Raw genomic sequence first — 21,790 nt, 5'->3', positions numbered from 1 at the left:
AGTAGCTACGAATGGGCAACCGATCGGGCCTTCCTTACGCGCCGGCCTTTCGCCAGGCCGCAACAGGAGGCATCATCGCCTGCTCGTGCGGGAAGACTTCCGCCTTGTCTCCATCTCGCCCGAATGCCAGTTGTCCGGCTCAACCGTCCTCGCCGAAGGCCCCTTCCTCGACTACCCAGCAACTCACGCATACCCTGATTTCGGACCGTGCAAGGGTGATGAGTGGTCGTTCGATGCGTGGATGGAAGGGCTCATGTTCAGAGCGGTATTGCTGCATGCGGACCGCGACCGAGACCGCGTTCTAGACCTCCCAAGCCGAAGGTCGGTGCCGCCACAGCGCGTCCGCCTTCCGATCGATTTTGACGGCGTCGGTGCATTCGAGGTGTATCAGCTCGTGGATGAATGCCAGTGGCCGACTGAAGCCGTTTACGAGTTCGAGGAGACAGTCCCACTCACAACCGAGGACACCGGCCGGCCGAACCTTCCGGACTGATCGGGGTCAGCGGATCCCGTCGCGCACACGCGCGACGCCAACCTGATCGACAGTTGCCATCCCATGCCAGCCCACTTCCCCGGGTCGAGGCGTTCGGGGAACCTCGGCGGCCGAGAGGTGTTCTGCAAGATATCACCCCGAGTCGAACTAGTGAGGTCCTACCACGGGAAAGGCGATCGTAAATTCTACGCAGAGAACCCAGAGCGGGCCAGGACGGAGCAATAGCCGAAACGCACCCGAAAGACTTACAAGGCAATGGACTAGAAAGGCAATCAAGGCAATGGACTAGAAAGGCAATGCACGAGCGCCGAAGCGTGCCCTACCCCCAATTCCTTTCCCAACCGCTGGTCGAGGCATGCGCAGGCAAAGGCCGGGATGGGATCGTCTTCGACGACGGGCGCGGCGGCTACCAGAAGACGCCGACGATGGTCACGAACTCGTGGTGGGATCGTGCACTGGCCGAAGCCGACCTGCCGGCGATGACCATCCACGACCTGCGGCACACCGCGGCGTCTCTGGCGGTCAGCGCCGGCGCCAACGTGAAGGCCGTTCAGCGCATGCTCGGACACGCGTCGGCGGCGATGACCCTCGACACATACAGCGACCTGTTCGATGACGATCTCGACGCTGTAGCCGACCGACTTCACGCGGTCGCGATTTCAAGTGTGGGCAAAATGTGGGCAAATCGTCCCGGAAACGAAGAAACGGCGGTCCGATAAGGACCGCCGTTCCCAGTGTTTATAAGGCTTGTAGCGGGAGCGGGACTCGAACCCGCGACACCACGATTATGAGCCGTGTGCTCTAACCACCTGAGCTACCCCGCCAAGTCATCTCCCCGTGGCGAGACGGGGAGACGGAGCCCCCTGTGGGAATCGGACCCACTACCTCTTCCTTACCAAGGAAGTGCTCTACCAATGAGCTAAGGGGGCGGAGCCGGGCTTCGGCCAGAGAGCCGGCCGTTTTCGGCAACCGTACGAGGATACCATCCGCGACGGCGTGCTCCGTACCAGTGGTGCCGCCAGACGGACCGGTACTCCAGTCAGGCGGCACCCGGGTCGACGCCTTCCGCTCAGGCGGCCTTGGCGGCCTCCGACGCACCGTCGAGAGCCTGCAGGTCGTCGGCCGTCAGCTCGAGGGAGACGGACGCCAGCAGGTCGGGCAGCTGGTCGGTCGTGCGAGCACTCGCGATCGGGGCGGTGATCGTCGGCTGTGCGGCGAGCCACGCCAGCGCGACGGATGCGACCGAGGCGTCGTGGGCGGCAGCGACGTCGTCGAGTGCCGCGAGCACCGAGCGACCAGTGCCATTCAGGTACTTCGCGGCACCGCCCGCGCGGGCACTGTCGACGGTGACGCCGTCACGGTACTTGCCGGTCAGGAACCCGGCCGCCAGGGCGAAGTACGGCATGACGCCGAGCCCTTCGCGCTCGGCGATCGGACGATACGACGTCTCGTAGGCGCGCTCGACCAGGTTGTAGTGAGGCTGCAGCGCGACCGCGCGGTGGAGTCCCTCGCGTTCGGTGATGCGGAACCACTCGTCGATGCGCTCGGGCGAGTAGTTCGAGATGCCGATGGACCGGACCTTTCCGGCATCCACCAGATCGGAGAGCGCCGCAACGGTCTCCTCCAAGGGCACAGTCTCGTCGTCGAAGTGCGCGTAATAGAGGTCGATGTACTCCGACTGCAGGCGCTCCAGCGACGCATCGGCGGCACGCCGGATGTTGTCGGCCGCGAGCCCCTTGAAGTCGGGATGCTGGCTCACCTTGGTAGCCAGGACCACCTGATCGCGGTTGCCGCGTGCGTCGAACCACTCGCCCAGGATGCGCTCGGAGTCGCCGCCGGTGTTGCCGGGCACCCACGCAGAATACCCGTCGGCCGTGTCGACGAAGTTGCCTCCCGCGGAGGTGTAGGCGTCGAGCACGTCGAACGACGTTTGGCGGTCGGCCGTCCAGCCGAAGACGTTGCCTCCGAGTGAGAGCGGGTAGACCTCGAGGTCGGACGAGCCGATGGTGCGGCGGGGTGCGGTCATGCGTGTCTCCTTCGTTTGTCCTTCTCTTCCACGCTAACGCGCGCCTCCGTGCGCTATTCCGGGTGTGTCTGAAGATGTGGAAAGGTTGCGCCGGGCCCGTACTGTGGACGGGTGCACACCGCCGAGGAGACCCGTCCCGCGCTGCGAGCAGACTGCTCCCAGTGCGTCGGACTGTGCTGCGTCGCGCTCGCCTTCGCCCGTTCCGCCGACTTCGCCTTCGACAAGCCGGCCGGCGACCCGTGCGTCAACCTGGACGACGGCTACGCCTGCACCATCCACCCTCAGCTGCGCGATCGCGGGTTCAAAGGCTGCACCGTGTTCGACTGCTTCGGCGCGGGCCAGCAGGTGACGCAACACACCTTCGGCGGGGCGAGCTGGCACGACGGCGCCGAGACGCGCGCCGCCATGTTCGCCGTCTTCCCGCTGATGAGGCAGGTCCACGAACTCCTCTGGTACGTGGCGGATGCGCTGGCGCTGCCCGCGGCGGCATCCCTTCACCCGGCCCTGCGCCGCATCCGCACCGAGATTCGGGCCATCGCGGATGCGCCGCCGGAGACCATCCTCGCCATCGACCTCGAAGAGGTACGCGCGCCTGCAGCGCAGCTCCTGCGTGACGCGGCCCGCCTCACCCGCGAGGCCGGCCAGATCGGCACCGGGCCGACCCGCGTAGGGCGCTCGCGCATCCGGCCCGACGCCGACCTCCTGGGCGCCGACCTCCGCAACGCGGATCTGCGCGGTGCCGAACTCCGCGGAGCCCTCCTGATCGCCGCAGACCTCAGCGGCGCGGACCTCTCCCGCGCGGAACTCATCGGTGCCGACCTCCGCGACGCCCGCTTGAACGGCGCTGACCTCCGCGACGCGATTTACCTCACCCAGCCGCAGGTGAACGCCGCGCTGGGCGACACCCGCACGCGCCTCCCGCTTACACTGACGCAGCCCGGTCACTGGCGTTGAGCCGAAGCCCCGTCCGGCAACTCCTGGGCAGCGACGCCGCGGTGCAAACGCTTCCACCCGACTCGCTATACTCCCCCTGTGCCCGGTCACACCCTGGCATCGGCGGTCGCAAGCGCTTCCACCGCAGGCGAGACCAGGAGGTGAGATGCCCGGCATCGACGATGTCGCACGCCTCGCCGGCGTCTCCACCGCGACCGTCTCGCGTGCACTGAGCGGAAACGGCCCGGTCTCGGTGTCCACCCGCGCCCGCGTCGTCCAGGCGGCGTCAGAGCTGGGCTACGTGGTGTCCTCCGACGCGTCGAGCCTGGCATCCGGCCGCACGCGCAACATCGGCGCGGTCGTCCCGCACCTGAATCGCTGGTTCTTCACCTCCGTGATCGAGGGTGCCGAACGCGTCCTCCTCCGCCACGGTTACGACCTCACGCTCTACAACCTCAGCGGCGACGGCGAGGAGCGGCGGAGGGTGTTCGAACACCACCTTCTGCGAAATCGAGTGGATGCTGTCTTCGCCGTCTCCCTGGAACTCGCTGAAGACGAGGTCCTCCGCCTCCTCGCGCTCGGCAAGCCGCTGGTCGGCGTGGGTGGCCCCCTCCCCGGCGTGAGCACGCTGACGATCGACGACGTCGCCGTCGCCCGTCTCGCGACGGATCACCTGGTCGCTCTCGGCCACCGCCGCATCGCGCACATCGGCGGCTCCCACGAGTTCGACCTCGACTTCCACATCCCCACCAGCCGTCGTCTCGGCTACGAGCGTGCCCTCACCGAGGCGGGGCTGCCGGTCGACGAGCGCCTGCACCGGGCGTCCGACTTCACCCTGCCCGGCGGGTACGAAGCGGCGAAACAGCTGCTGGGAACACCGCACGAGCGTCCCACCGCGATCTTCGCGGCCTCCGACGAGATGGCGATCGGCGCCATCCTGGCCGCCCGCGACCTGGGGTTGTCGGTTCCGCGCGATGTCTCCGTCATCGGCATCGACGACCATCCCCTCGCCGAATTCTTCGGGCTGAGCACCGTTGCGCAACATCCCGTCCAGCAGGGCGAGCGCGCCGCCGAACTTCTGCTTGCCGCGCTCGGCGGCTCCCGAAGAACCGGTGGTGCCCCGCCGGAGCCCGTCAGCCACACCGCCCCGGCGGACCTGATCGTCCGGTCGAGCACCGCCGTCCACCCCTGACCCCCACCGAACCGATACGAACACGAGGTGACCACCATCTCCACCGCAGCCCCCGCCCCGGACAGCGCACTTACCCCTTCGGCCCCCGGCCGTGAGTGGTGGCGCTCCGCCGTCATCTATCAGGTGTACCCGCGCTCCTTCGCCGACTCCGACGGGGATGGGATGGGCGACCTTCCCGGCATCACCGGTCGGCTGGGCGCGCTCCGCGATCTCGGCGTGGACGCCGTCTGGCTGTCGCCGTTCCAGCGGTCGCCTCAGCGTGACGCGGGCTACGACGTCTCCGACTATCGCGACGTCGACCCCCGCTTCGGCACCTTGGCCGACTTCGACGCGATGCTCGCCGAGGCCCACGGTCTCGGCCTCCGCGTGATCATCGACATCGTCCCGAACCACTCGTCGAGCGACCACGTTTGGTTCCAGGAAGCGCTGGCCTCCGCTCCCGGCAGCCCGGAGCGCGCCCGCTACATCTTCCGGGACGGCAAGGGCGAGCACGGCGAGCTGCCGCCCAACAACTGGGAGTCGATTTTCGGCGGCCACGCTTGGACCCGCGTCATCGAGCCCGACGGCACGCCCGGCCAGTGGTACCTCCACCTGTTCGACAAGTCGCAGCCCGACCTCGACTGGGAGAACCCGTGGGTGTGGGAGCAGTTCCGCGGCATCCTACGCTTCTGGCTGGATCGCGGCGTCGACGGCTTCCGGGTGGACGTGGCGCACGGAATGGTGAAGGAGGCCGGCCTCCCTGACTACACGCCCCCTGCGGGCACCGGCAGCATGGGCGGCGTCGCGCTCGAACCGGAGATCGCGGCGCACGCCGGGTCCGAGCCGCCGTCGCCGCCCTACTTCGCGCAGGAGGGCGTCCACGCCATCTACCGCGACTGGCACAAACTCCTCGAGGAGTACGCGGGCGACCGCGTCCTGTGCGGCGAGGCCTGGGTGGAGCCGCTCGAGAAGCTGGCGCGCTGGGTCCGCCCCGACGAGATGCAGCAGACCTTCAACTTCGCGTACCTCGAGACCCCCTGGGATGCGCAGGCGTTACGGAGCGTCATCGACGCGTCGATCGCCGCCTTCAACAGCGTCGGGGCTCCGAGCACCTGGGTGCTCTCGAACCACGACGTCGTCCGCCACGCGACCCGGCTCGCCCTTCAGGGCGAGAACCTGCAGGGGCACGGCATCGGCCCGAAGACGAAGGGGCTGCCCGACCCGGCGTTCGCGCTGCGTCGCGCCCGCGCGGCGACCGCGCTCATGCTGGCGCTGCCCGGGTCCGCCTACCTGTACCAGGGCGAGGAGCTCGGTCTTCCGGAGGCCATCGACCTGCCGGATGATGCGCGCCAGGACCCGACCTGGTTCCGCACCAACGGCGAGCGCTACGGACGCGACGGCTGCCGGGTGCCCATCCCCTGGGAGGGCGACGCGGCGTCGTACGGCTTCGGTCCCGGTTCCTCGAGTTGGCTGCCCCAGCCGTCGGTCTGGGCGGCGTACACCCGGTCGTCCCAGCAGGGAGTGGCCGGTTCGACGCTGACGATGTACCAGCAGGCTCTGGAGCTGCGTCGCAGCCACGACCTGGCGTTCGGTGGCCCCGAGTGGATCGACCTGGGTGGCGACACGATTGCGTTCCGCACCGGCGATGTGACCGTCGTGGTGAACTTCGGCACCGGGCCGGTCGCATTGCCCGAGGGCCGAGGGGATGTCGTGCTCGCGAGCGGCGCGCTGGAGGACGGCCTCCTCCCCCAGGACACCACAGTCTGGCTGGCCTGAGCTCCCACGATCGCTCAGGCGCGAGAGGTCAGTCCCAGGCGGAGAAGAAGGCGTCGGCGCGAGGGTGTAGTTGGTCGAAGAGGCCGGGCGCCGCAGCTACCAGCAGGCGATTGTCGGCTGGGCCGCCCGCGATTCCCGCGACCCGCGACCCCGCCTCCTGGGCGATCAATGCGCCGGCGGCGTGATCCCACGGGTTGAGGCCACGCTCGAAGTACGCGTCCAACCGTCCCGCGGCGACCGAGCAGAGGTCGAGGGATGCGGCGCCGATGCGTCGGATGTCGCGCACATCACCGATGAGCTCTCCCACGAACCGGGCCTGCCGTCTGCGCACTTCCGCGTCGTATCCGAAGCCGGTGCCGACAAGGGCGAGCTCCAGGTCGACACCCGTGTTCACACGGATGGGCGTCCCGTTGAGGTGCGCGCCGTCCCCGGCCGACGCCGTGAATGTCTCCTTCAGCACCGGATTCACGACCGCCCCGGCCAGCGTGCGCCAGGTCGCCGGGTCCGGATCGCCCTCGACGACCGCGATGCTGACGGCCCAGGCGGGGATGCCGTAGAAGTAGTTGACCGTCCCGTCGATGGGATCGACCACCCAGGTCAGGCCGCTCTCGCTGCCACCGGCTCCCGACTCCTCACCGAGGAAGCCGTCCCGCGGGCGGGCGGCCGACAGTGCGTCCCGGACCAGTTGTTCGGTCTCACGGTCGGCCCTGGTGACGATGTCGCTCAGGGAGGACTTCGATGCGGCGATCTCCACCCCATCCTGCCGGCGCTGTAACGCGAACGCGGCGGCACGGCGGGCGACGGTGGCGGCGATCTCGCGAAGCTCGGCATTGGAGGTCATGCCCCCAGCCTCTCAGATGCATCGGAGGATGGGGCACCGCGTGACTCTCAGGGTGGCGAGTGAGGGATTCGAACCCCCGAATGCTGAGCAGTCTGATTTACAGTCAGATCCCTTTGGCCGCTTGGGTAACTCGCCGAGGCGCTCCCGACCACCAGTTTTCTCGTGACCGAAGGCGCCCGATAAGAATAGCTGTCGCGCGCCCGCACGCGAAATCAGCGAGCGTCCAGCGGATGCGTGAGGTCGTCGTCAGGCGGCGAGGGCCACCACGCCGGGCTTCTGGACGGCCGCACCGACCAGCGCCGGCTGCAGCTCGGTCGTCGTCGCGACGCCCCGCTCTTCGTCCCGCTCCGGGACCAGAGTGAGGACCTGGGCTCCGGCGTACTCGGCCGCGACACGGGTGAGCAGCTCACCCTCGCTCACGCCCAGAACGCGGCACAGCGCGGCGAGGATCTCCGACGATGCCTCTTTTCGACCGCGTTCGATCTCGGAGAGATAGGGCACGGACACCCGCGAGTGCTCCGAGAGCTCGCGCAGCGTCGCTCCGCGCTCCGCCCTGATCCGGCGGAGCACTGAGCCGATGGCGTGCCGCAGAAGCATGGCGCCAGCCTATGTCGGATCCTCCGCATCCGTCGCTGCCTGATTCATCGGTTCTGCTGTGGGCAGAATGCCCGTGTGGTTGCTGTGCGATCGCGACACCCCGGCCCGGCTGCCGCGGATGTCGGTAGTCGGGCGCACAATCGGGGGCATGAGAACGTTGGAGATTTGCGAACGGTGCGACGGCACGGGGGCTGACCCCAGGCAGCACAGTGAGGAAATCACTGTCTGCGTCGAGTGCAGCGGCGACGGCTGCCACGTCACCTACTACGTCGAGCTGGCCCAGACCGCCTGATGCGGACGGCCTGACGCCGACAATCTCAGGCGGCGGTCTTCGCCACCGCGAGGTCGTCGAACAGTTCCGTGTTGAAGCGGAACGCCAGGCCGACCTCGTCGATGACGCGCTCGCGCTCCTCCTCGGTCCACTCGACCGCATCCAACTGCGACCGGTACGTGTCTTTGAAGAGCTTGGGTTTGGCGATGTCGGCAAAGAGGTAGAAGCCGACGCCATTGGTCTCGAAGCCGTACTGCCGCTGCAGGAGGGTGCGGATGATCTGCCCGCCGGAGAGGTCGCCGAGATACCGGGTGTAGTGGTGCGCGATGAAGCCGCCGGGCCAGGTGGTTCCGACCTCCCGGATGCGCGCGGTATAACGCCTGGTCGACGGCAGCGGGGCGATGCGCTCGCGCCAGCCGTCGCCGAGCAGGTACGCGAGATCGGCCTCGATGGCCGGCAGCCGCGTCAGCTTGGGGCTGATGAAGAGCGTCGCGACCGGATCCGACGCCATCTCCGCCGCCGCCGCTTCGAGCGCCTCGTAGATGAAATAGTGCTGCGAGAGCAGAGAGACGTAGTCGTCACGGGAACCCTTGCCGGTCATCAGGTCCTGCATGAAGACGGCACCCTCGCTCTCCTGGTGGACTCCGCGCGTGCGTTCGCGGAGAGCCTGCGAGAAGGGGATGAGCTCGGCCATGCGGGTCTCCTGACTAAGGGAAGGCTTGCCTAAGCCTGTCGTAATCGTCGCTGTGTAACAAGCCGAACCGATGACAAGCGCCTCGAGGCCGAGCAGCGCCGCACTCGTAGACTGGGAGAAGCTCACCCCGGGAAGGACGGACACCATGGCAGACTCCTCGTTCGATGTCGTCAGCAAGGTCGACAAGATGGAGGCGGACAACGCCGTCAACCAGGCCCGCAAGGAGGTGGAGCAGCGCTACGACTTCAAGAACGTCGGTGCCTCAGTCGAATGGAGTGGCGAGAAGGTGCTGCTGAAGGCCAACACCGAGGAGCGCGTGAAGGCCGTCCTCGAGGTGCTGGAGTCGAAGTTCATCAAGCGCGGGATCACCCTCAAGTCGCTCGACACCGGGGCGCCGTACGCGTCGGGCAAAGAGTTCCGCGTCGAGGTTGGACTCAAGAACGGTATCGAGCAGGACGCTGCCAAGCAGATCAACAAGCTGATCCGCGACGAGGCACCCAAGAGCGTGAAGTCGCAGATCCAGGGCGACGAGCTCCGCGTCAGCTCGAAGAGCCGGGACGACCTGCAGGCGACCATGGCCCTGCTGAAGGGCGCCGACCTGGACGTAGCCGTCCAGTTCGTCAACTTCCGCTGAGGTAGCCCCGCATCCACCGCTCCATCGCGGCGTATGCCGACGCACGCACCGGCGGCGCCGACAGGAAGACGTCGTGGAGGGCGTCCTTGACCCAGGACACGGTGACGGCCGGTGCGAGCCCCAGCGCGCGCTCCGCGATGTCACGAACGACGAGCACCACGTCCGAGCGCAGCATGTCGGTCGTCCAGTAGGGCAGCAGCGTGGATCGGGACGAGAGCAGCGTGAGCACGGGCGCGTCGATATCGAGGCCGGCGGCGACTCTGGCGTGACCGGCGAGCACGGCCGTCAGCCAGGCCGGATGGACGGGGAACCCCCGCACCGGACGCCAGGCCAGGTTGTAGTCCCACTCGCCGTCGAGCGTCCGTGAGACGGTACGGGTGTAGAAGCCGAGGTCCACGTTGGGCATGGCCGCCTTCGGGTCCAGGCGGGCACGCAGGTCGACCAGGGGTGCGAGAGCGGCGCGACCGGCCGAGTGCGCTTGGAACTCCAGCCACGGGCTGTTCAGGATGAGCGCGTCCGACCGGCCGGGGTGGCGGTCGGCCCAGAGGCTCAGTGTCAGGCCGCCGGTGGAGTGGCCGACCAGGATGAGGCGCCGTTGATGCGAGTGTCGCGCCCCCTCGCCGTGGCCCATGACCTCCAACGCGGCCTGGATGTCCTCGTCGTACACCGCCAGATCGTCGACGAAACCGGGCGTCTGTCCCGGTCGGAGGCTCCTGCCGTACTTCCTCAGGTCGAGCGCGTGGAATCGTGCACCCTGCTCGTGCCAGAAGCGCGCCAATTCGGTCTGGAAGAAGTAGTCCGACCAGCCGTGGACGTACAGTACGTCCGCGTCGGCTGCCGGGCCGCGGTGCAGCCGGAGGTGCATCGCCGGCGAGTACCGGACGAGGGTGGCGACGACCTCCCCCTCGCCATCCGCCGTCAGCGGGAGCGTCAGCTGCTCGAAATGCTCCCCGAGGATGTCGGGTTGCCACTCGTGCGCTGTCGCCATGTTCGAGTGCGGTTACTCGGACTGCCCGCTGACCGCTGGGCCGCTGCCGACCGGCTGCGCGTTGGAGGCGCGCACCATCTCGTCACGCGGCACGACCTTGACCCGGACGCGTCCCCGCTCGGAACCGAGCGCCTGTTCGTGCAGATCCAGGTTGTGCCAGCCGTCGAGCGTCGTGAATTCCACACCGCGCTCGCGCAGGAGGTTCTCCACAGATTGCTCGTCCGGGTCTGCCGGTGACCACCAGTTTCCCTGATCGTTGATCACATGCTTGATCGTTTCCATCGCATCCGACTTCGTGTGGCCGATGAGTCCGACCGGACCACGCTTGATCCACCCCGTCGCGTAGACGCCGTACATGCGCTCGTTGTCGCCCTTGCGCAGCACCTGGCCTTCGTGGTTCGGGATGACACCGTGCTTGCGGTCGAAGGGAATGCCTTGAAGCGGCGAGCCGAAGTATCCGACGGCGCGGTAGAGCGCGTCGATCTCCAGCTCGCGGATCTCGCCGGTGCCGCGCACGCCGCCCTCGCCGTCGGGCTCGGTGCGCTCGTAACGGAACGCACGGACATTGCCGTTCTCGTCACCCACGATCTCGAGCGGCTTCGCGTAGAAGTGCAGGTGCAGCCGGCGGGATGCGCTTCCCACCTCGCGCTGACGCCACTGCTGCAGCACGCGGTCGATCACCATGACCTGCTTGTTGCTGGCGACGGCCGCCTTCGACTGCTCGTCGTAGTCGAAATCCTCGTCGTACAAGATCATGTCGACGTCCCGGAGCTCGCCGAGCTCCCGAAGTTCCAGGGGTGTGAACTTCACCTGGGCGGGACCGCGGCGGCCGAAGACGTGCACGTCGGTCACCGGGGAGCTCTTCAGCCCCTCGTAGACATTGTCCGGAATCTCCGTCGGAAGCAGGTCGTCGGCGTGCTTGGCGAGCATCCGCGAGATGTCGAGGGCCACGTTGCCGTTTCCGATCACGGCGACCGACTTCGCCTCCAGTGGCCACGTGCGCGGAACATCCGGATGGCCGTCGAACCAGCTCACGAATTCGGCTGCTCCGTACGACCCGTGAAGCTCGACGCCGGGGATCTCGAGGTCGGCGTCGCGCACGGCACCCGTAGCGAAGATGACCGCGTTGTAGTGGTGCTTCAAGTCGTCGAGGGTGATGTCACGCCCGTACTCGACGTTGCCGAAGATGCGGATGTCACCGCGGTCGAGCACCTCGCGAAGGGCCGTGATGATGCCCTTGATCCGCGGGTGGTCGGGGGCGACGCCGTAGCGGACGAGGCCGTAGGGTGCGGGCAGCTGCTCGAAGAGGTCGATGGAGACATCGAAGTTGCGCTCCGCCTTCAGCAGGATGTCGGCGGCGTAGATGCCGGCCGGGCCGGCGCCGACGATGGCCAGTCGAAGTTTGGTCATGCGTTGATTCCTTCTGGTGTTGCGTCCGGCTCAGCTGGAGCGCTCGACGATGGTGTCCGCGAACCGGACGAGTGCCTTCTTCACCGGGCCGTCCGGCAGGGGCGCGAGCGCCTCCACTGCCTCGCGCGCCCAGCGGTGCGCCTCCTCCAGCGTCTGGCGCGTCACGTCGTGCTCGCGCAGCGCAGCGATGGCGTCCACAGCGGCGGGAGTGACCTCACCGTCCTCGGTGGAACCGATGACGTCGCGCTCGAGCCGCTTGAGCAGCGCCGCAGCGTCGGGATCCGTCGCCGCACGCTCACGGAGACGCAGCACCGGGAGAGTGGCGACACCCGCCCGCAGATCGTTGCCCGGGGTCTTGCCGGTCTCCGCCACGCCCTGCGAGGACAGGTCGATGACGTCATCGATCAGCTGGAAGGCGACGCCGATCTTCTCGCCGAACACCACGACGGGCTGTTCGTACTCGGTCGGGGCGTTCGAGAAGACGACGCCCATTTGAGCGGCGACTGCGATGAGAGATCCGGTCTTGTCCTCGAGCACCCGGATGTAGTGCTCGACCGCGTCTTCGCCCTCCTGCGGACCGATGGTCTCGTGGAGCTGACCGAGGCACAGCCGCTCGAACGTGTCCGCCTGCAGCTCGATCGCCCGCACCCCGAGGGCGGAGACGAGCTTGCTCGCGCGAGCGAACAGGAGATCGCCGGTGAGCACGGCCACCGAGTTGCCCCAGACGAACTGCGCGCTCGGTACCCCCCTGCGCATCTGCGAGTCGTCCATCACGTCGTCGTGATAGAGCGAGGCGAGGTGCGTGATCTCGACCGCCTGTGCCGCCTGGACGACCTTCGGGTTGGTGCCGTCACCGAGCTGCGCGGCCAGGAGCGTGAGCATCGGCCGCACGCGCTTCCCCCCAGCCTCCAAGAGATAGCGGGCGGTCACGTCGGCGAGGTTGTCCGCGAAGTGCATCTCGCGGTGCAGGCCCTCTTCGACCTGCGCGAGGCCATCGTCGACCGCGTTCGCCATCTCACGGTCCTCACCGCGGATGAAGATCCGTTCGGTGAAGCCCAGTTGACCGGTCAGCGACGGACGCCGCATCGCCGGAACACTTCGTGGCACTACTCCCCCTCGGACGGGACGGTGGACGCAGACTCTTCGGAACGGGCAGGCGCCGCGGATTCCGGCTTCGGCTTCGGCTTGCGCCTCGCAGCCGTCGCCTGGGGGGCAGCCGGCGCGGCAACGACCGATCGAACCGGCTTGAATCCGCGGTGCAGGGCCACGATCCCGGCGGTGAGATTACGGAACGCGACGCGCTCGAACCCGGCTTCGCGCAGCCAGGCCGCGAGTTGCCGCTGATTCGGCCACGCCTGGATCGACTCCATCAGGTACTCGTACGCGGCGGGATTGGAGCTGGCGACCCGGGCGAGCACCGGCATCCCGTACTTGAGATAGGCGGAGTAGCCCGCGCGGATCGGTGCGAGCGGGGGCTGCGAGAACTCGCACACCACGACACGGCCGCCGGGCTTCACCACCCGGTAGAACTCGGCGAGCGCCTTCTTGGGGTCGACGATGTTGCGCAGCCCGAACGAAATCGTGACGGCGTCGAAGGCGTCGTCCTCGAAAGGAAGGTCGGTGGCATCGGCCTGAACGAAGCGGACGAAGGGGTTGCCGGCCTGCCGCTGCCGACCGACCTCGATCATCCCCTCGGAGAAGTCCGCGGCGACGACGGACGCACCGTTCCGCGCGAGCGAAGCGCTCGACGTACCGGTTCCGGCGGCGACGTCGAGGATCGACTCCCCGGCGCGCGGGGCCACGGCTCGGGTCGTCGCCACACGCCACAGCGCCGCGTTGCCCACCGACAGAACGGCATTCGTCCGGTCGTAGCGCGTCGACACCTGGTCGAACATGGCGGCAACCTGGGCGGGCTGTTTGCTGAGGTCGGCCTTACTCACTCCACCAGCTTAGGCTGCGGGGTCTGCGGCGTGCATTCTGCGACGCTGAATGCACGCCGAATGGTCAGCGAGGGCCGCCGCGCGCGATGGCGAGCGTCGCATCCACTCGCCCCTCAATACCGCTGTCCCAGCGCCTTCGCGCGCAACGCGTCGAACTCACCGCTGCTGATGACCCCCTGGTCGAGCAGAGCCTGCGCCTGCTGGATGTCGGACGCCGGGGTGGCGGACGGCGTCGGATGCTGACCCCAGCTGTCGTCCTCGGCCACCGCCGCGTGGCGGGCCAGGTTCCGCTCCGCCATCCCTCGCCCTCGTGCGATGAGGTAGACGAGGATCGCGAGCCCCGGCAGGAACAGCAGGAAGATCACCCACAGCGCCTTTGCCCAGCCGCTCAGCCCTTGATCCCGGAACAGGTCCACCAGGACCGTGAACAGGATCATCAGGAACGCGACGAACGCGAAGATCCAGAAGACGTACAAGAACACACTCCAGAACGAGTTCATCTCGGCCTCCCTTTCGCGCACACCGTAGTGCGGAGCCGACGGCCGCGGCTAGCACGGATTTTTGCGCGGCCCACGCGGTCCCACCGGGACTACCATGGGCGTCCCGGCGACGAGGAGGCTGCTGTGAGCGACGACAGGAACTGGACGACCGACCCCTCCGAGCTGTTGCGCGTGCAGCCGGGCTTCCGGCTGTCGGAGCAGCCCACCGATGGGTCGCCGGGATTCCGCGGAGACAAGACGGCGGGCGAGGAGGCCCTGGCGGACGGGGGCAAGCGCCTGGCCGACCTGCAGGAGCAACTCTTCGCCAGTGGCAGGGAAGGAGAGCCGCGCTCGGTGCTCCTCGTCCTGCAGGCGATGGACACGGCGGGCAAAGGAGGAATCGTCTCGCACGTCATCGGAGCGATGAACCCGGGCGGCGTCCGGTACGCGGGCTTCGGCAAGCCCACCCCCGAAGAGCTGGCCCACGACTTCCTATGGCGGGTCTGGCGGGAGGTGCCCGGGGCCGGGAAGGTCGGTGTCTTCGACCGCTCGCACTACGAGGACGTCCTGATCGGCCGCGTCCGCGAACGTGCTCCGGCCGAGGAGATCGAACGACGGTACGGAGCGATCAACGCCTTCGAGAAGGAATTGACCCAATCCGGCACGACCGTGATCAAGGTGATGCTGCACCTGGGGCGGGACGAGCAGAAGAAGCGCCTCGCCTCACGGCTGGAACGGCCCGAAAAGTACTGGAAGTTCAACCCCGCCGACGTGGACGAGCGTCTGCTCTGGGACGCCTACCAGGAGGCGTACCAGGTTGTCTTCGACCGCACGACCTCCGCCTACGCGCCCTGGTTCGTCGTGCCGGCGGACCACAAGTGGTATGCCCGTATCGCGGTGCAGCAGCTGCTCATCCGGGCCCTGGAGGGTCTCGACCTGCAGTGGCCGCAGCCCGACTACGACGTCGAGGAGCAGAAGTGTCGGCTGGAGCAGTCCTGAGGATGCGCCCGCGGACTCAGCCGAACGCCTCCACGATCGGCCGGAACTTCATCGTCGTCTCGGCCAGCTCGCGATCCGGGTCCGAGTCGGCCACGATCCCCGCGCCAGCGTAGGCGGTCAGGTCACCACTCTCGGTGACCTGGGCGCACCGGAGGGCGATCGCCCACTCGCCGTCGCCGTCGCCGCCGACCCAGCCGACCGGTCCGGCATAGCGTCCACGGTCGAACGGTTCGAGCTCCCGGATCAGCGCGAGTGCCTCCGTGCGGGGGGTTCCGGCGACAGCGGCGGTCGGGTGCAGCGCCGACGCGAGATCGAGCGAGCTCGACCCGTCGCTCAGCATCCCGGCGATGTCGGTCGCCAGGTGCCAGAGGTTGGGGAGCTTCAGCGTGAACGGTTCGTCCGTGGCGGCAAGGTCGGCACTGTGCGGGCGGAGCGCATCCATCACGCTCGTGACAGCGAAGCGGTGCTCGCCCTGATCTTTGGCGCTCGCCACCAGTTCGGCCGCGGCGGCGGCATCCATTTCTGCATCCGGACCGCGCGAGATCGTTCCGGCGAGCACGCGTGCCGTGACCGTGCCGTGATGGACGCGGACCAGCGTCTCCGGGGACGAGCCGACCAGGCCGTCCACCGCGAAGGTCCAGCAGTCGGGGTAGCCGAGCGCGAGCTCCACCAGCGCGCGCCGGAGGTCGGACTCCTGCGGCAGGTGGCCGCGCAGGTCCCGGGCCAGCACCGCTTTGGAGAGATCGCCCTCGCGAATCCGCTCAACGGCTGCGGCGACGGCCGCTCGATAGCCCTCGGCGCCGAGCTCGCCGGGGAGAAGGCTCAACCGGTACTCGTCGCCGAACGGGGTCGGACTCGGCAAGGCTGCCACGGCAGGCTCGCCCGCGCGCCGGATGCGCGTGATCCAGCTGCGACTGCCCCGACGGCCGATGACGATCTCGGGCACGATGAGGGTGCTCGTCGCGGTGCTCTCGTCGTCGAAGGCGAAGGTGCCGAAGGCGACCAGGCCAGTGCCCGGGGTCCGCACCTCGTCGTCGACGGTCGCGGCGGATGCGGTCTCCCGCCAGGCCGCCGATGCCTGCTCGATGCGGTCGGGGCCGGTGAAGTCGAGCCGCAGCACCTCGCCGATCGCGGCCATTCCCTCACCCTTGCGAAGCCAGAGCAGGGGCGTGCGGGAGTCGAGGAAGGGGATGAGCTGGCGGACGTCATCGAGCGGTGTGGTCTCGGCCTCGAGGACCGTCACGCCAGTCTCCCGCCGAGCGGTCGGAGCTGATCTCACCGGACCAGCCTACGCCCGACACGCTGTGCGGCCGGTGGGCGCGGGATGGACGCTCGCTGCACGTCGGGACGCGCGAGACAGCTGTCAATGCGCGCTTTCGACACTCTGCACATCAGCCCCTGAGCCGATCAACCGGGATGTAACATTCATTTATGCCCGTGCCCGTGACCGGAGCCGCCAGCCCCCGCCGGCTCATCCGCGACGAAGTCTTCCTGCGCCTGCTCGACGCGATCGTCGACGGCGACCTCCTTCCGGGCGAGCAGCTGTACGACGCAGAGATCGAGCGGTGGGTCGGAGTCTCACGGACTCCGGTCCGCGAAGCGCTCAATCAGCTCGCCGCAATGGGGCTCGTCGAGATCCTGCCGCAGCGTCGCACCCGGGTGACACCGATCGAAGCGAAGCGCCTGCGCGACCTGATCACGACCGTCGGCGTCCTCGTCGCCGGTGTGGTGCGGGACGCCACACCCCTCCTCACCGATGCCGACCGGGAGGCGCTGCGCGCATCCACTGACGATGACTCCGCGTCTGCTGTCCGCACCGGCCTCACTGCCGACGGCTTCCTCGGGGTCTTCCTCCGCCGGCTCGACAACGGCACCGTCGCCCGCCTGCTGAAGCGCCATCTTCCCGAGGTGCAGCGCGCGCTCAACGCCTCCACGACGACCGCCGCCTTCGAGAAGGCGCGTTCGTCCATGAATGCTCTCGCCGACGCGGCAATCGCGGGCAAGGCCGACAAGGCCGGCCGCGCCGCACTAGACGTGTTCGACAAGGGGCTGGTCACCATCGCCGACGACTTCGCCGCATCCCAGAAGGAGAGCCGCTGATGCCGTTGCCCGTGAACGACACTGCCCCGGTCGAACGCCGGCTCCTGCGCGACGTGGTCTACTCCCGTCTCTACGACGGGATCCTCGACGGCACTCTCGAGCCGGGCGAGACGCTCCTCGACGAGAAGCTGACCGCATGGCTCGGCGTCTCACGCACGCCGATCCGCGAGGCCCTCATGAAGCTCGCCGACATCGGACTCGTCGAGATGGCGCCCAACCGGTACACCCGCGTCGCGCCCATCGACTTGAAGGCGATCGACGAGGCGATCTACACGACCGGGCTTCTGCACGAGCATGCGGCCCGCACCATCGTGCCGACGCTCGACAACGCGGCAGTCACCCGCATGGACAAAGCGCACAAGGAAGCCCGGAAAGCGGCCAAGGCCCGCGACCTCCCTGCTCTTGGCCGCGCGTTCAACGACTTCTTCTTCGAGCTGGAGCGAGCCGGCCAGAACGACGTGCTCATTTCGGTGAGCGAAGGGCTCAGTCCCCAGTTGCTCCGCTACATCTCCGTGTGGCACACGCCGTTCGGGATCGATGACGTGCCGGCCGCCCTCGCAGGCATCCTCGCCGCCGCGAAAGACCGCGACGGTGCCCAGGCGAGCGCTTTGGTACGAGAACTGTACGCCGGAACGCTGAAGCAGTTCCTCGACGACTACCGTCGTCGCGATTCGGACATCGCCCAGAGCCCGGTCTTCTGAGTCAGACCTCGAAGTCCACGGACGAGCGCGAGGCGACCACCGAGCGGATGAATGCCGCGACTTCGAGGTGCGCGGGATGCTGCTGATACGTCTCGATGTCGTCGACGCTGTCGAAATCGCTGATGAGGACAACGTCGAAGTCGTTCGCCGGCACCACGTTCACCCCGACCTGCAGGAAACGGATCTGCGGGATCACGGCCGGGAGCGACTCCAAGCGCAGCTTGATCCCGGCCGCATGCGCCGCGCGCTCCGTCTCGTCGGTGGCTCCGAGCTTCCACGACACGACATGGCGGATGGTCATCGGGCCTCCAGAAGGGCGGTGCGTAGGCGAGCGGGGTCCACACGCCAGTAGGTGTGGACGCGTCCAGCGATGAGGACGACGGGGATGTCCTCCACGTACTTCTCGTGAAGCTCCGCATCCTGCAGGATGTCGCGTTCCTCGACGGTCACCGTCGGACCCTCGACGGGCAGGTCGGCGATCACCGCCCGGATGGTCGCCCGTGCGTCATCGCACAGGTGACAGCCGGGCTTGCCGATGAGGGTCAGGGAGACGCTGGACACCCATCCACTCTAAACGGCACAGCAAAACTCGATACGGCACAGCAAAAAGCGCCGGACCGAAGGACCGACGCTTGAGCCGCAGACCGAGGGTCTACTTCTTGTTGCGACGCTGGTGGCGCGTCTTGCGAAGCAGCTTGCGGTGCTTCTTCTTCGCCATACGCTTGCGACGCTTCTTGATAACCGAACCCACGTGGACCTCACAAAGAATCAGGGGCATGCCGCGGAGACGCGGCGACACGAAGTGACAGTCTACCCGACGTCACGCCGAGTCCGCGACGTGGCCCTCTCGAACGGTGGCCGTCTGCAGCAAATGCTCGACGGCGGACTCCGGCACGCGGAACGATCGACCGAAGCGGATGGCGGGGAGTTCGCCGGAGTGGACGAGCCGGTAGACGGTCATGCGGGAGACGCGCATCATGTCGGCCACCTCGGCGACCGTCAGGAAGCGCACGTCCTTGAGATCGTGAGCCATACGTCCGTCCCTTTCCTGCCCGTCATCGTACTCGGGAAGGTCAGTCCTTGCGCCACTTCTTCGGGGTGACCCGCTCCGTCGCCGACGAGACCCGGTGGCGGGTGTCCGCGAGGACCTTTCCGACGGTGCTCGCGAACTCGCGCGTCTCCTCCGCCAGACGAACGCTCAGAGCGACATCCTCATCGGATGCCGTGAACGGAATGACCCAGTCCTCGACCGCCTCGAGCGGCCCGGAGTCCAGCCGGTAATACCGGTGCTGACCCACCTCGCGCACGGCGACGAGTCCGGCCTCCCGCAACACCTTCAGGTGCTTGGATACGGTGGGTTGGCTCAACTCCAGCGTCGCCACGATCTCCGAAACGGATATATCCCCGACGGCATGCGTCGCGTCCGAGCCGCGATCCAGAAGCACGCGCAGGATCTCGCGCCGCGTCGGGTCGGCGATCACGTCGAAGATGTCGGCCATGTCCCCAACCTAGTCATTCCCGCCGCGCAGTACCATGTCCCGAGCCCGCCCCGAAAAGGAAGACGACGGGAAGGACCAGACATGAGCACCATCAGGGCGGTCCCTGGCCGCGCCTCCTCGCCAGGGGGACGCGCCCGCGCCGTGATCAACGGCTTCGCTGCGCGCAGCCCGTCGCGGTTCGCGATCGTGGTGTTCGCCCTGCTGATCCTCGTCTTCACACTGCTGTTCTCGCTCCCGATCTCCTCAGCGAAAGGGCAGTGGACGCCACTTGCCGACTCGCTGTTCACAGCCGTCTCCGTCATCTGCGTCACCGGGCTCTCCACGGTCGATATGGCGACGCACTGGTCGGTCTTCGGTCACCTCCTGGTCTACATCGGCGTGCAGGTGGGCGCCGTCGGCGTGCTGACCATGGCATCCATCCTCGGACTGATCGTCTCCCGCAAGCTGGGCCTGCGCGCCAAGCTGATGGCCGCGAGCGACAGCAACCCGCTCCGGATGCACGCCGGACCGGTCGCAGAGGGCCAGGCGGTGCGGCTCGGCGAGGTCGGCAAGCTTCTGACCACCGTCGCGATCAGCATGGTGGTCATCGAGGGTGCCGTCGCGCTGCTCCTGTTCCCCCGCATGCTGATCGCGGGGATCGACGTCGGCACTGCCGTCTGGGAGGCGCTCTACTACTCCGCGATGGCCTTCACGAACACCGGATTCACCCCGAACGCCGAAGGCATCCACGCGTTCGCGACGGACTACTGGTTCCTGAGCGCCCTGATGATCGGTGTCTTCCTGGGGGCGATCGGGTTCCCGGTGATCTTGGCCATCGCATCCAATCTCCGGCTGAAGCGGCGTCGCTGGTCCATCCACGTGAAGCTCACGCTGCTGACCTCCGTCATCCTCCTCGTCGCCGGGGCCGTGCTCTACATCGTGCTCGAGTACGACAACCCCAAGACGTTCGGGCACCTGGATGCCGGCCACACGGTGTTCCAGTCGTTCTTCCTGTCGACGATGGCGCGATCGGGAGGTTTCGCGACGATCCCCATCGACGATCTGCACGGGTCGAGCCTGCTGGTGACCGACATGCTCATGTTCATCGGTGGCGGGTCGGCATCCACCGCCGGCGGCATCAAGGTCACCACTCTGGCTGTCCTCTTGCTGGCCGGTTTCGCCGAGGCGCGGGGGGTCGACTCGATGGATGCGTTCCGCCGCCGCATCCCGATCGACGTCCTGCGCCTGTCCGTCGCGGTGGCGCTCTGGGGCGCGACGATCGTGGCGGTGTCGAGCATCCTCATCCTGCAGATCACCAAGGCGCCGCTCGATCACGTGCTCTTCGACGTCATCTCGGCCTTCGCGACCTGCGGTCTGTCGACCGGACTGACCGAGAGGCTGCCGGACGCCGGCGTCTACGTCATGGTCGCAACGATGTTCTGCGGGCGCGTTGGTACAGTGACACTCGCCGCGGCCCTGGCCCAGAGCCAGCGCCGCCAGCTGTACAGCAACCCGGAGGAGAGGCCGCTCGTTGGTTGACCGGATCAAGCACAACGCCCCCGTCCTGGTCATCGGTCTCGGGCGCTTCGGTGCAGCGACCGCCGGGCAGTTGGACCGCCTCGGACGCGAGGTGCTCGCCATCGACACGGACGCGGGGCTCGTGCAGAAATGGGCCGACCGGGTCACGCACGCCGTCCAGGCGGACGCGCGGTCGATCGAGACGCTCCGGCAGATCGGGGCCGAAGACTTCTCGATCGGGGTTGTCGCCGTCGGCTCGTCTATCGAGGCGAGCGTCCTGATCACCGCAAACCTCGTAGACCTGAAGGTGCCGCAGATCTGGGCGAAGGCGATCTCGAAGTCGCACGGCAAGATCCTGGAGCGCATCGGCGCGAACCACGTCATCTACCCGGAGGCCGAGGCCGGCGAGCGCGCAGCGCACCTGGTGTCGGGGCGGATGCTCGACTTCATCGAGTTCGACGACGACTTCGCGCTCGTCAAGATGTACCCGCCGAAGCCGATCCGCGACCTCCGCCTGGGCGAGTCCGGTGTCCGCTCGAAGTACAACATCACGGTCGTCGGCGTGAAGAGCCCGGGCAAGCCGTTCACCTACGCGACCGCCGAGACCGTCGTCTCCGACCACGACCTCGTCATCGTCTCCGGCGCCTCCGCCGACATCGAGCGCTTCGCCGCCCTCGAGCGCTAGCCCCACCTCCCTCGCCTCCCGCCTCCCCCTCCCCCCTCCCCCCAACCATCGGTTCC

The 21,790-nt window shown here is 67.8% G+C and carries 26 protein-coding genes and 3 tRNA genes; 11 read left to right on the top strand and 18 right to left on the bottom strand.

Annotated elements, in window-relative coordinates:
* Positions 1-85: 85 nt before the first annotated feature.
* Positions 86-493 (top strand): hypothetical protein, encoded by a 408-nt coding sequence (locus tag AB4Y74_RS00895; protein ID WP_441797232.1) that lies wholly within the window; start codon positions 86-88, stop codon positions 491-493.
* A 296-nt stretch (positions 494-789) separates the two neighbouring features.
* The gene (locus AB4Y74_RS00890; protein WP_441797231.1) at positions 790-1,212 is read left to right on the top strand and encodes a tyrosine-type recombinase/integrase; all 423 of its coding nucleotides are present in this window, start codon (positions 790-792) and stop codon (positions 1,210-1,212) included.
* A 31-nt stretch (positions 1,213-1,243) separates the two neighbouring features.
* Here the strand turns inward: AB4Y74_RS00890 and AB4Y74_RS00885 are convergent.
* From AB4Y74_RS00885 to AB4Y74_RS00875, 3 genes are all read right to left on the bottom strand, one after another.
* A tRNA-Met gene (locus tag AB4Y74_RS00885) sits at positions 1,244-1,317 on the bottom strand.
* A gap of 33 nt (positions 1,318-1,350) precedes the next feature.
* Positions 1,351-1,422 (bottom strand) — tRNA-Thr (locus tag AB4Y74_RS00880).
* A 140-nt stretch (positions 1,423-1,562) separates the two neighbouring features.
* The gene (locus AB4Y74_RS00875) at positions 1,563-2,519 is read right to left on the bottom strand and encodes an aldo/keto reductase (protein WP_441797230.1); all 957 of its coding nucleotides are present in this window, start codon (positions 2,517-2,519) and stop codon (positions 1,563-1,565) included.
* A gap of 111 nt (positions 2,520-2,630) precedes the next feature.
* Between AB4Y74_RS00875 and AB4Y74_RS00870 the strand changes: the two genes are divergently transcribed.
* From AB4Y74_RS00870 to AB4Y74_RS00860, 3 genes are all read left to right on the top strand, one after another.
* Positions 2,631-3,473: a pentapeptide repeat-containing protein gene (locus tag AB4Y74_RS00870; protein ID WP_441797229.1), complete on the top strand. Its 843-nt coding sequence runs from the start codon at positions 2,631-2,633 to the stop codon at positions 3,471-3,473.
* A 145-nt stretch (positions 3,474-3,618) separates the two neighbouring features.
* The gene (locus AB4Y74_RS00865) at positions 3,619-4,644 is read left to right on the top strand and encodes a LacI family DNA-binding transcriptional regulator (RefSeq protein ID WP_441797228.1); all 1,026 of its coding nucleotides are present in this window, start codon (positions 3,619-3,621) and stop codon (positions 4,642-4,644) included.
* Between the two features lie 27 nt (positions 4,645-4,671).
* A complete protein-coding gene (locus tag AB4Y74_RS00860; RefSeq protein WP_441797227.1) occupies positions 4,672-6,399 on the top strand; it encodes a glycoside hydrolase family 13 protein in 1,728 nt (575 codons plus the stop codon).
* A gap of 28 nt (positions 6,400-6,427) precedes the next feature.
* Here AB4Y74_RS00860 and AB4Y74_RS00855 read toward each other — a convergent pair whose 3' ends face one another.
* From AB4Y74_RS00855 to AB4Y74_RS00840, 4 genes are all read right to left on the bottom strand, one after another.
* The gene (locus AB4Y74_RS00855; RefSeq protein WP_441797226.1) at positions 6,428-7,240 is read right to left on the bottom strand and encodes an inositol monophosphatase family protein; all 813 of its coding nucleotides are present in this window, start codon (positions 7,238-7,240) and stop codon (positions 6,428-6,430) included.
* Positions 7,241-7,293: 53 nt separating this feature from the next.
* Positions 7,294-7,375, bottom strand: a tRNA-Tyr gene (locus tag AB4Y74_RS00850).
* Positions 7,376-7,486: 111 nt separating this feature from the next.
* On the bottom strand, positions 7,487-7,837 hold the full coding sequence (locus tag AB4Y74_RS00845) for a helix-turn-helix domain-containing protein (protein WP_441797225.1): 351 nt from the start codon (positions 7,835-7,837) through the stop codon (positions 7,487-7,489).
* A gap of 317 nt (positions 7,838-8,154) precedes the next feature.
* Positions 8,155-8,802, bottom strand: a complete 648-nt coding sequence (locus AB4Y74_RS00840; protein WP_441797224.1) for a heme oxygenase (biliverdin-producing) — start codon at positions 8,800-8,802, stop codon at positions 8,155-8,157.
* A gap of 145 nt (positions 8,803-8,947) precedes the next feature.
* Here AB4Y74_RS00840 and AB4Y74_RS00835 point away from each other — a divergent pair, with 145 nt between their 5' ends.
* On the top strand, positions 8,948-9,436 hold the full coding sequence (locus AB4Y74_RS00835; RefSeq protein WP_441797223.1) for a YajQ family cyclic di-GMP-binding protein: 489 nt from the start codon (positions 8,948-8,950) through the stop codon (positions 9,434-9,436).
* On the opposite strand, the gene AB4Y74_RS00830 is transcribed toward AB4Y74_RS00835, so the two are convergent.
* The 5 genes from AB4Y74_RS00830 to AB4Y74_RS00810 all read right to left on the bottom strand — a co-directional run bounded on the left by AB4Y74_RS00830 (position 9,423) and on the right by AB4Y74_RS00810 (position 14,274).
* Positions 9,423-10,424: an alpha/beta hydrolase gene (locus AB4Y74_RS00830; protein WP_441797222.1), complete on the bottom strand. Its 1,002-nt coding sequence runs from the start codon at positions 10,422-10,424 to the stop codon at positions 9,423-9,425. The two genes, AB4Y74_RS00835 and AB4Y74_RS00830, sit on opposite strands and share 14 nt — an antisense overlap.
* Positions 10,425-10,436: 12 nt before the next feature.
* Entirely contained in the window at positions 10,437-11,834 is a 1,398-nt protein-coding gene (locus AB4Y74_RS00825) for an FAD-dependent oxidoreductase (RefSeq protein WP_441797221.1), read from the bottom strand.
* A gap of 30 nt (positions 11,835-11,864) precedes the next feature.
* On the bottom strand, positions 11,865-12,920 hold the full coding sequence (locus AB4Y74_RS00820; RefSeq protein WP_441797220.1) for a polyprenyl synthetase family protein: 1,056 nt from the start codon (positions 12,918-12,920) through the stop codon (positions 11,865-11,867).
* 20 nt (positions 12,921-12,940) lie between these two features.
* Positions 12,941-13,774, bottom strand: a complete 834-nt coding sequence (ubiE, locus tag AB4Y74_RS00815) for a bifunctional demethylmenaquinone methyltransferase/2-methoxy-6-polyprenyl-1,4-benzoquinol methylase UbiE (protein ID WP_441797219.1) — start codon at positions 13,772-13,774, stop codon at positions 12,941-12,943.
* A 113-nt stretch (positions 13,775-13,887) separates the two neighbouring features.
* On the bottom strand, positions 13,888-14,274 hold the full coding sequence (locus AB4Y74_RS00810; protein ID WP_441797218.1) for a hypothetical protein: 387 nt from the start codon (positions 14,272-14,274) through the stop codon (positions 13,888-13,890).
* A gap of 123 nt (positions 14,275-14,397) precedes the next feature.
* On the opposite strand from AB4Y74_RS00810, the gene AB4Y74_RS00805 reads away from it, so the two are divergent.
* On the top strand, positions 14,398-15,252 hold the full coding sequence (locus tag AB4Y74_RS00805) for a polyphosphate kinase 2 family protein (RefSeq protein ID WP_441797217.1): 855 nt from the start codon (positions 14,398-14,400) through the stop codon (positions 15,250-15,252).
* Positions 15,253-15,268: 16 nt separating this feature from the next.
* Here the strand turns inward: AB4Y74_RS00805 and AB4Y74_RS00800 are convergent, their stop codons facing one another.
* Positions 15,269-16,495, bottom strand: coding sequence for an isochorismate synthase (locus AB4Y74_RS00800; RefSeq protein ID WP_441797216.1), 1,227 nt, complete (start codon positions 16,493-16,495; stop codon positions 15,269-15,271).
* Between the two features lie 188 nt (positions 16,496-16,683).
* On the opposite strand from AB4Y74_RS00800, the gene AB4Y74_RS00795 reads away from it, so the two are divergent.
* The gene (locus AB4Y74_RS00795; RefSeq protein ID WP_441797215.1) at positions 16,684-17,352 is read left to right on the top strand and encodes a GntR family transcriptional regulator; all 669 of its coding nucleotides are present in this window, start codon (positions 16,684-16,686) and stop codon (positions 17,350-17,352) included.
* A complete protein-coding gene (locus tag AB4Y74_RS00790) occupies positions 17,352-18,053 on the top strand; it encodes a GntR family transcriptional regulator (protein WP_441797214.1) in 702 nt (233 codons plus the stop codon). Before AB4Y74_RS00795 ends, AB4Y74_RS00790 begins: the two co-directional genes overlap by 1 nt.
* Position 18,054: 1 nt before the next feature.
* Here AB4Y74_RS00790 and AB4Y74_RS00785 read toward each other — a convergent pair whose 3' ends face one another.
* The 5 genes from AB4Y74_RS00785 to AB4Y74_RS00765 all read right to left on the bottom strand — a co-directional run bounded on the left by AB4Y74_RS00785 (position 18,055) and on the right by AB4Y74_RS00765 (position 19,552).
* The gene (locus tag AB4Y74_RS00785) at positions 18,055-18,354 is read right to left on the bottom strand and encodes a Dabb family protein (RefSeq protein WP_441797213.1); all 300 of its coding nucleotides are present in this window, start codon (positions 18,352-18,354) and stop codon (positions 18,055-18,057) included.
* Positions 18,351-18,614: a glutaredoxin family protein gene (locus AB4Y74_RS00780; RefSeq protein WP_441797212.1), complete on the bottom strand. Its 264-nt coding sequence runs from the start codon at positions 18,612-18,614 to the stop codon at positions 18,351-18,353. Before AB4Y74_RS00780 ends, AB4Y74_RS00785 begins: the two co-directional genes overlap by 4 nt.
* A 91-nt stretch (positions 18,615-18,705) precedes the next feature.
* On the bottom strand, positions 18,706-18,804 hold the full coding sequence (locus tag AB4Y74_RS00775; RefSeq protein ID WP_003792170.1) for a 30S ribosomal protein bS22: 99 nt from the start codon (positions 18,802-18,804) through the stop codon (positions 18,706-18,708).
* Between the two features lie 69 nt (positions 18,805-18,873).
* Complete coding sequence (locus tag AB4Y74_RS00770; RefSeq protein ID WP_441797211.1) at positions 18,874-19,086, bottom strand: helix-turn-helix domain-containing protein; 213 nt, start codon at positions 19,084-19,086, stop codon at positions 18,874-18,876.
* 40 nt (positions 19,087-19,126) lie between these two features.
* Positions 19,127-19,552 (bottom strand): ArsR/SmtB family transcription factor, encoded by a 426-nt coding sequence (locus AB4Y74_RS00765; RefSeq protein ID WP_441797210.1) that lies wholly within the window; start codon positions 19,550-19,552, stop codon positions 19,127-19,129.
* An 81-nt stretch (positions 19,553-19,633) separates the two neighbouring features.
* On the opposite strand from AB4Y74_RS00765, the gene AB4Y74_RS00760 reads away from it, so the two are divergent.
* Together AB4Y74_RS00760 and AB4Y74_RS00755 are read left to right on the top strand one after the other, a co-directional pair.
* Positions 19,634-21,070, top strand: a complete 1,437-nt coding sequence (locus tag AB4Y74_RS00760) for a TrkH family potassium uptake protein (RefSeq protein WP_441797209.1) — start codon at positions 19,634-19,636, stop codon at positions 21,068-21,070.
* Positions 21,063-21,734 (top strand): potassium channel family protein, encoded by a 672-nt coding sequence (locus tag AB4Y74_RS00755; protein ID WP_441797208.1) that lies wholly within the window; start codon positions 21,063-21,065, stop codon positions 21,732-21,734. Before AB4Y74_RS00760 ends, AB4Y74_RS00755 begins: the two co-directional genes overlap by 8 nt.
* Positions 21,735-21,790 lie beyond the last annotated feature (56 nt).

The organism is Leifsonia sp. RAF41, assembly GCF_052114085.1.
GTDB lineage: Bacteria > Actinomycetota > Actinomycetes > Actinomycetales > Microbacteriaceae > Leifsonia.
The sequence above is the reverse complement of the archived record's forward strand: the minus strand, read 5'-3'. Positions and strand labels throughout refer to the sequence as shown.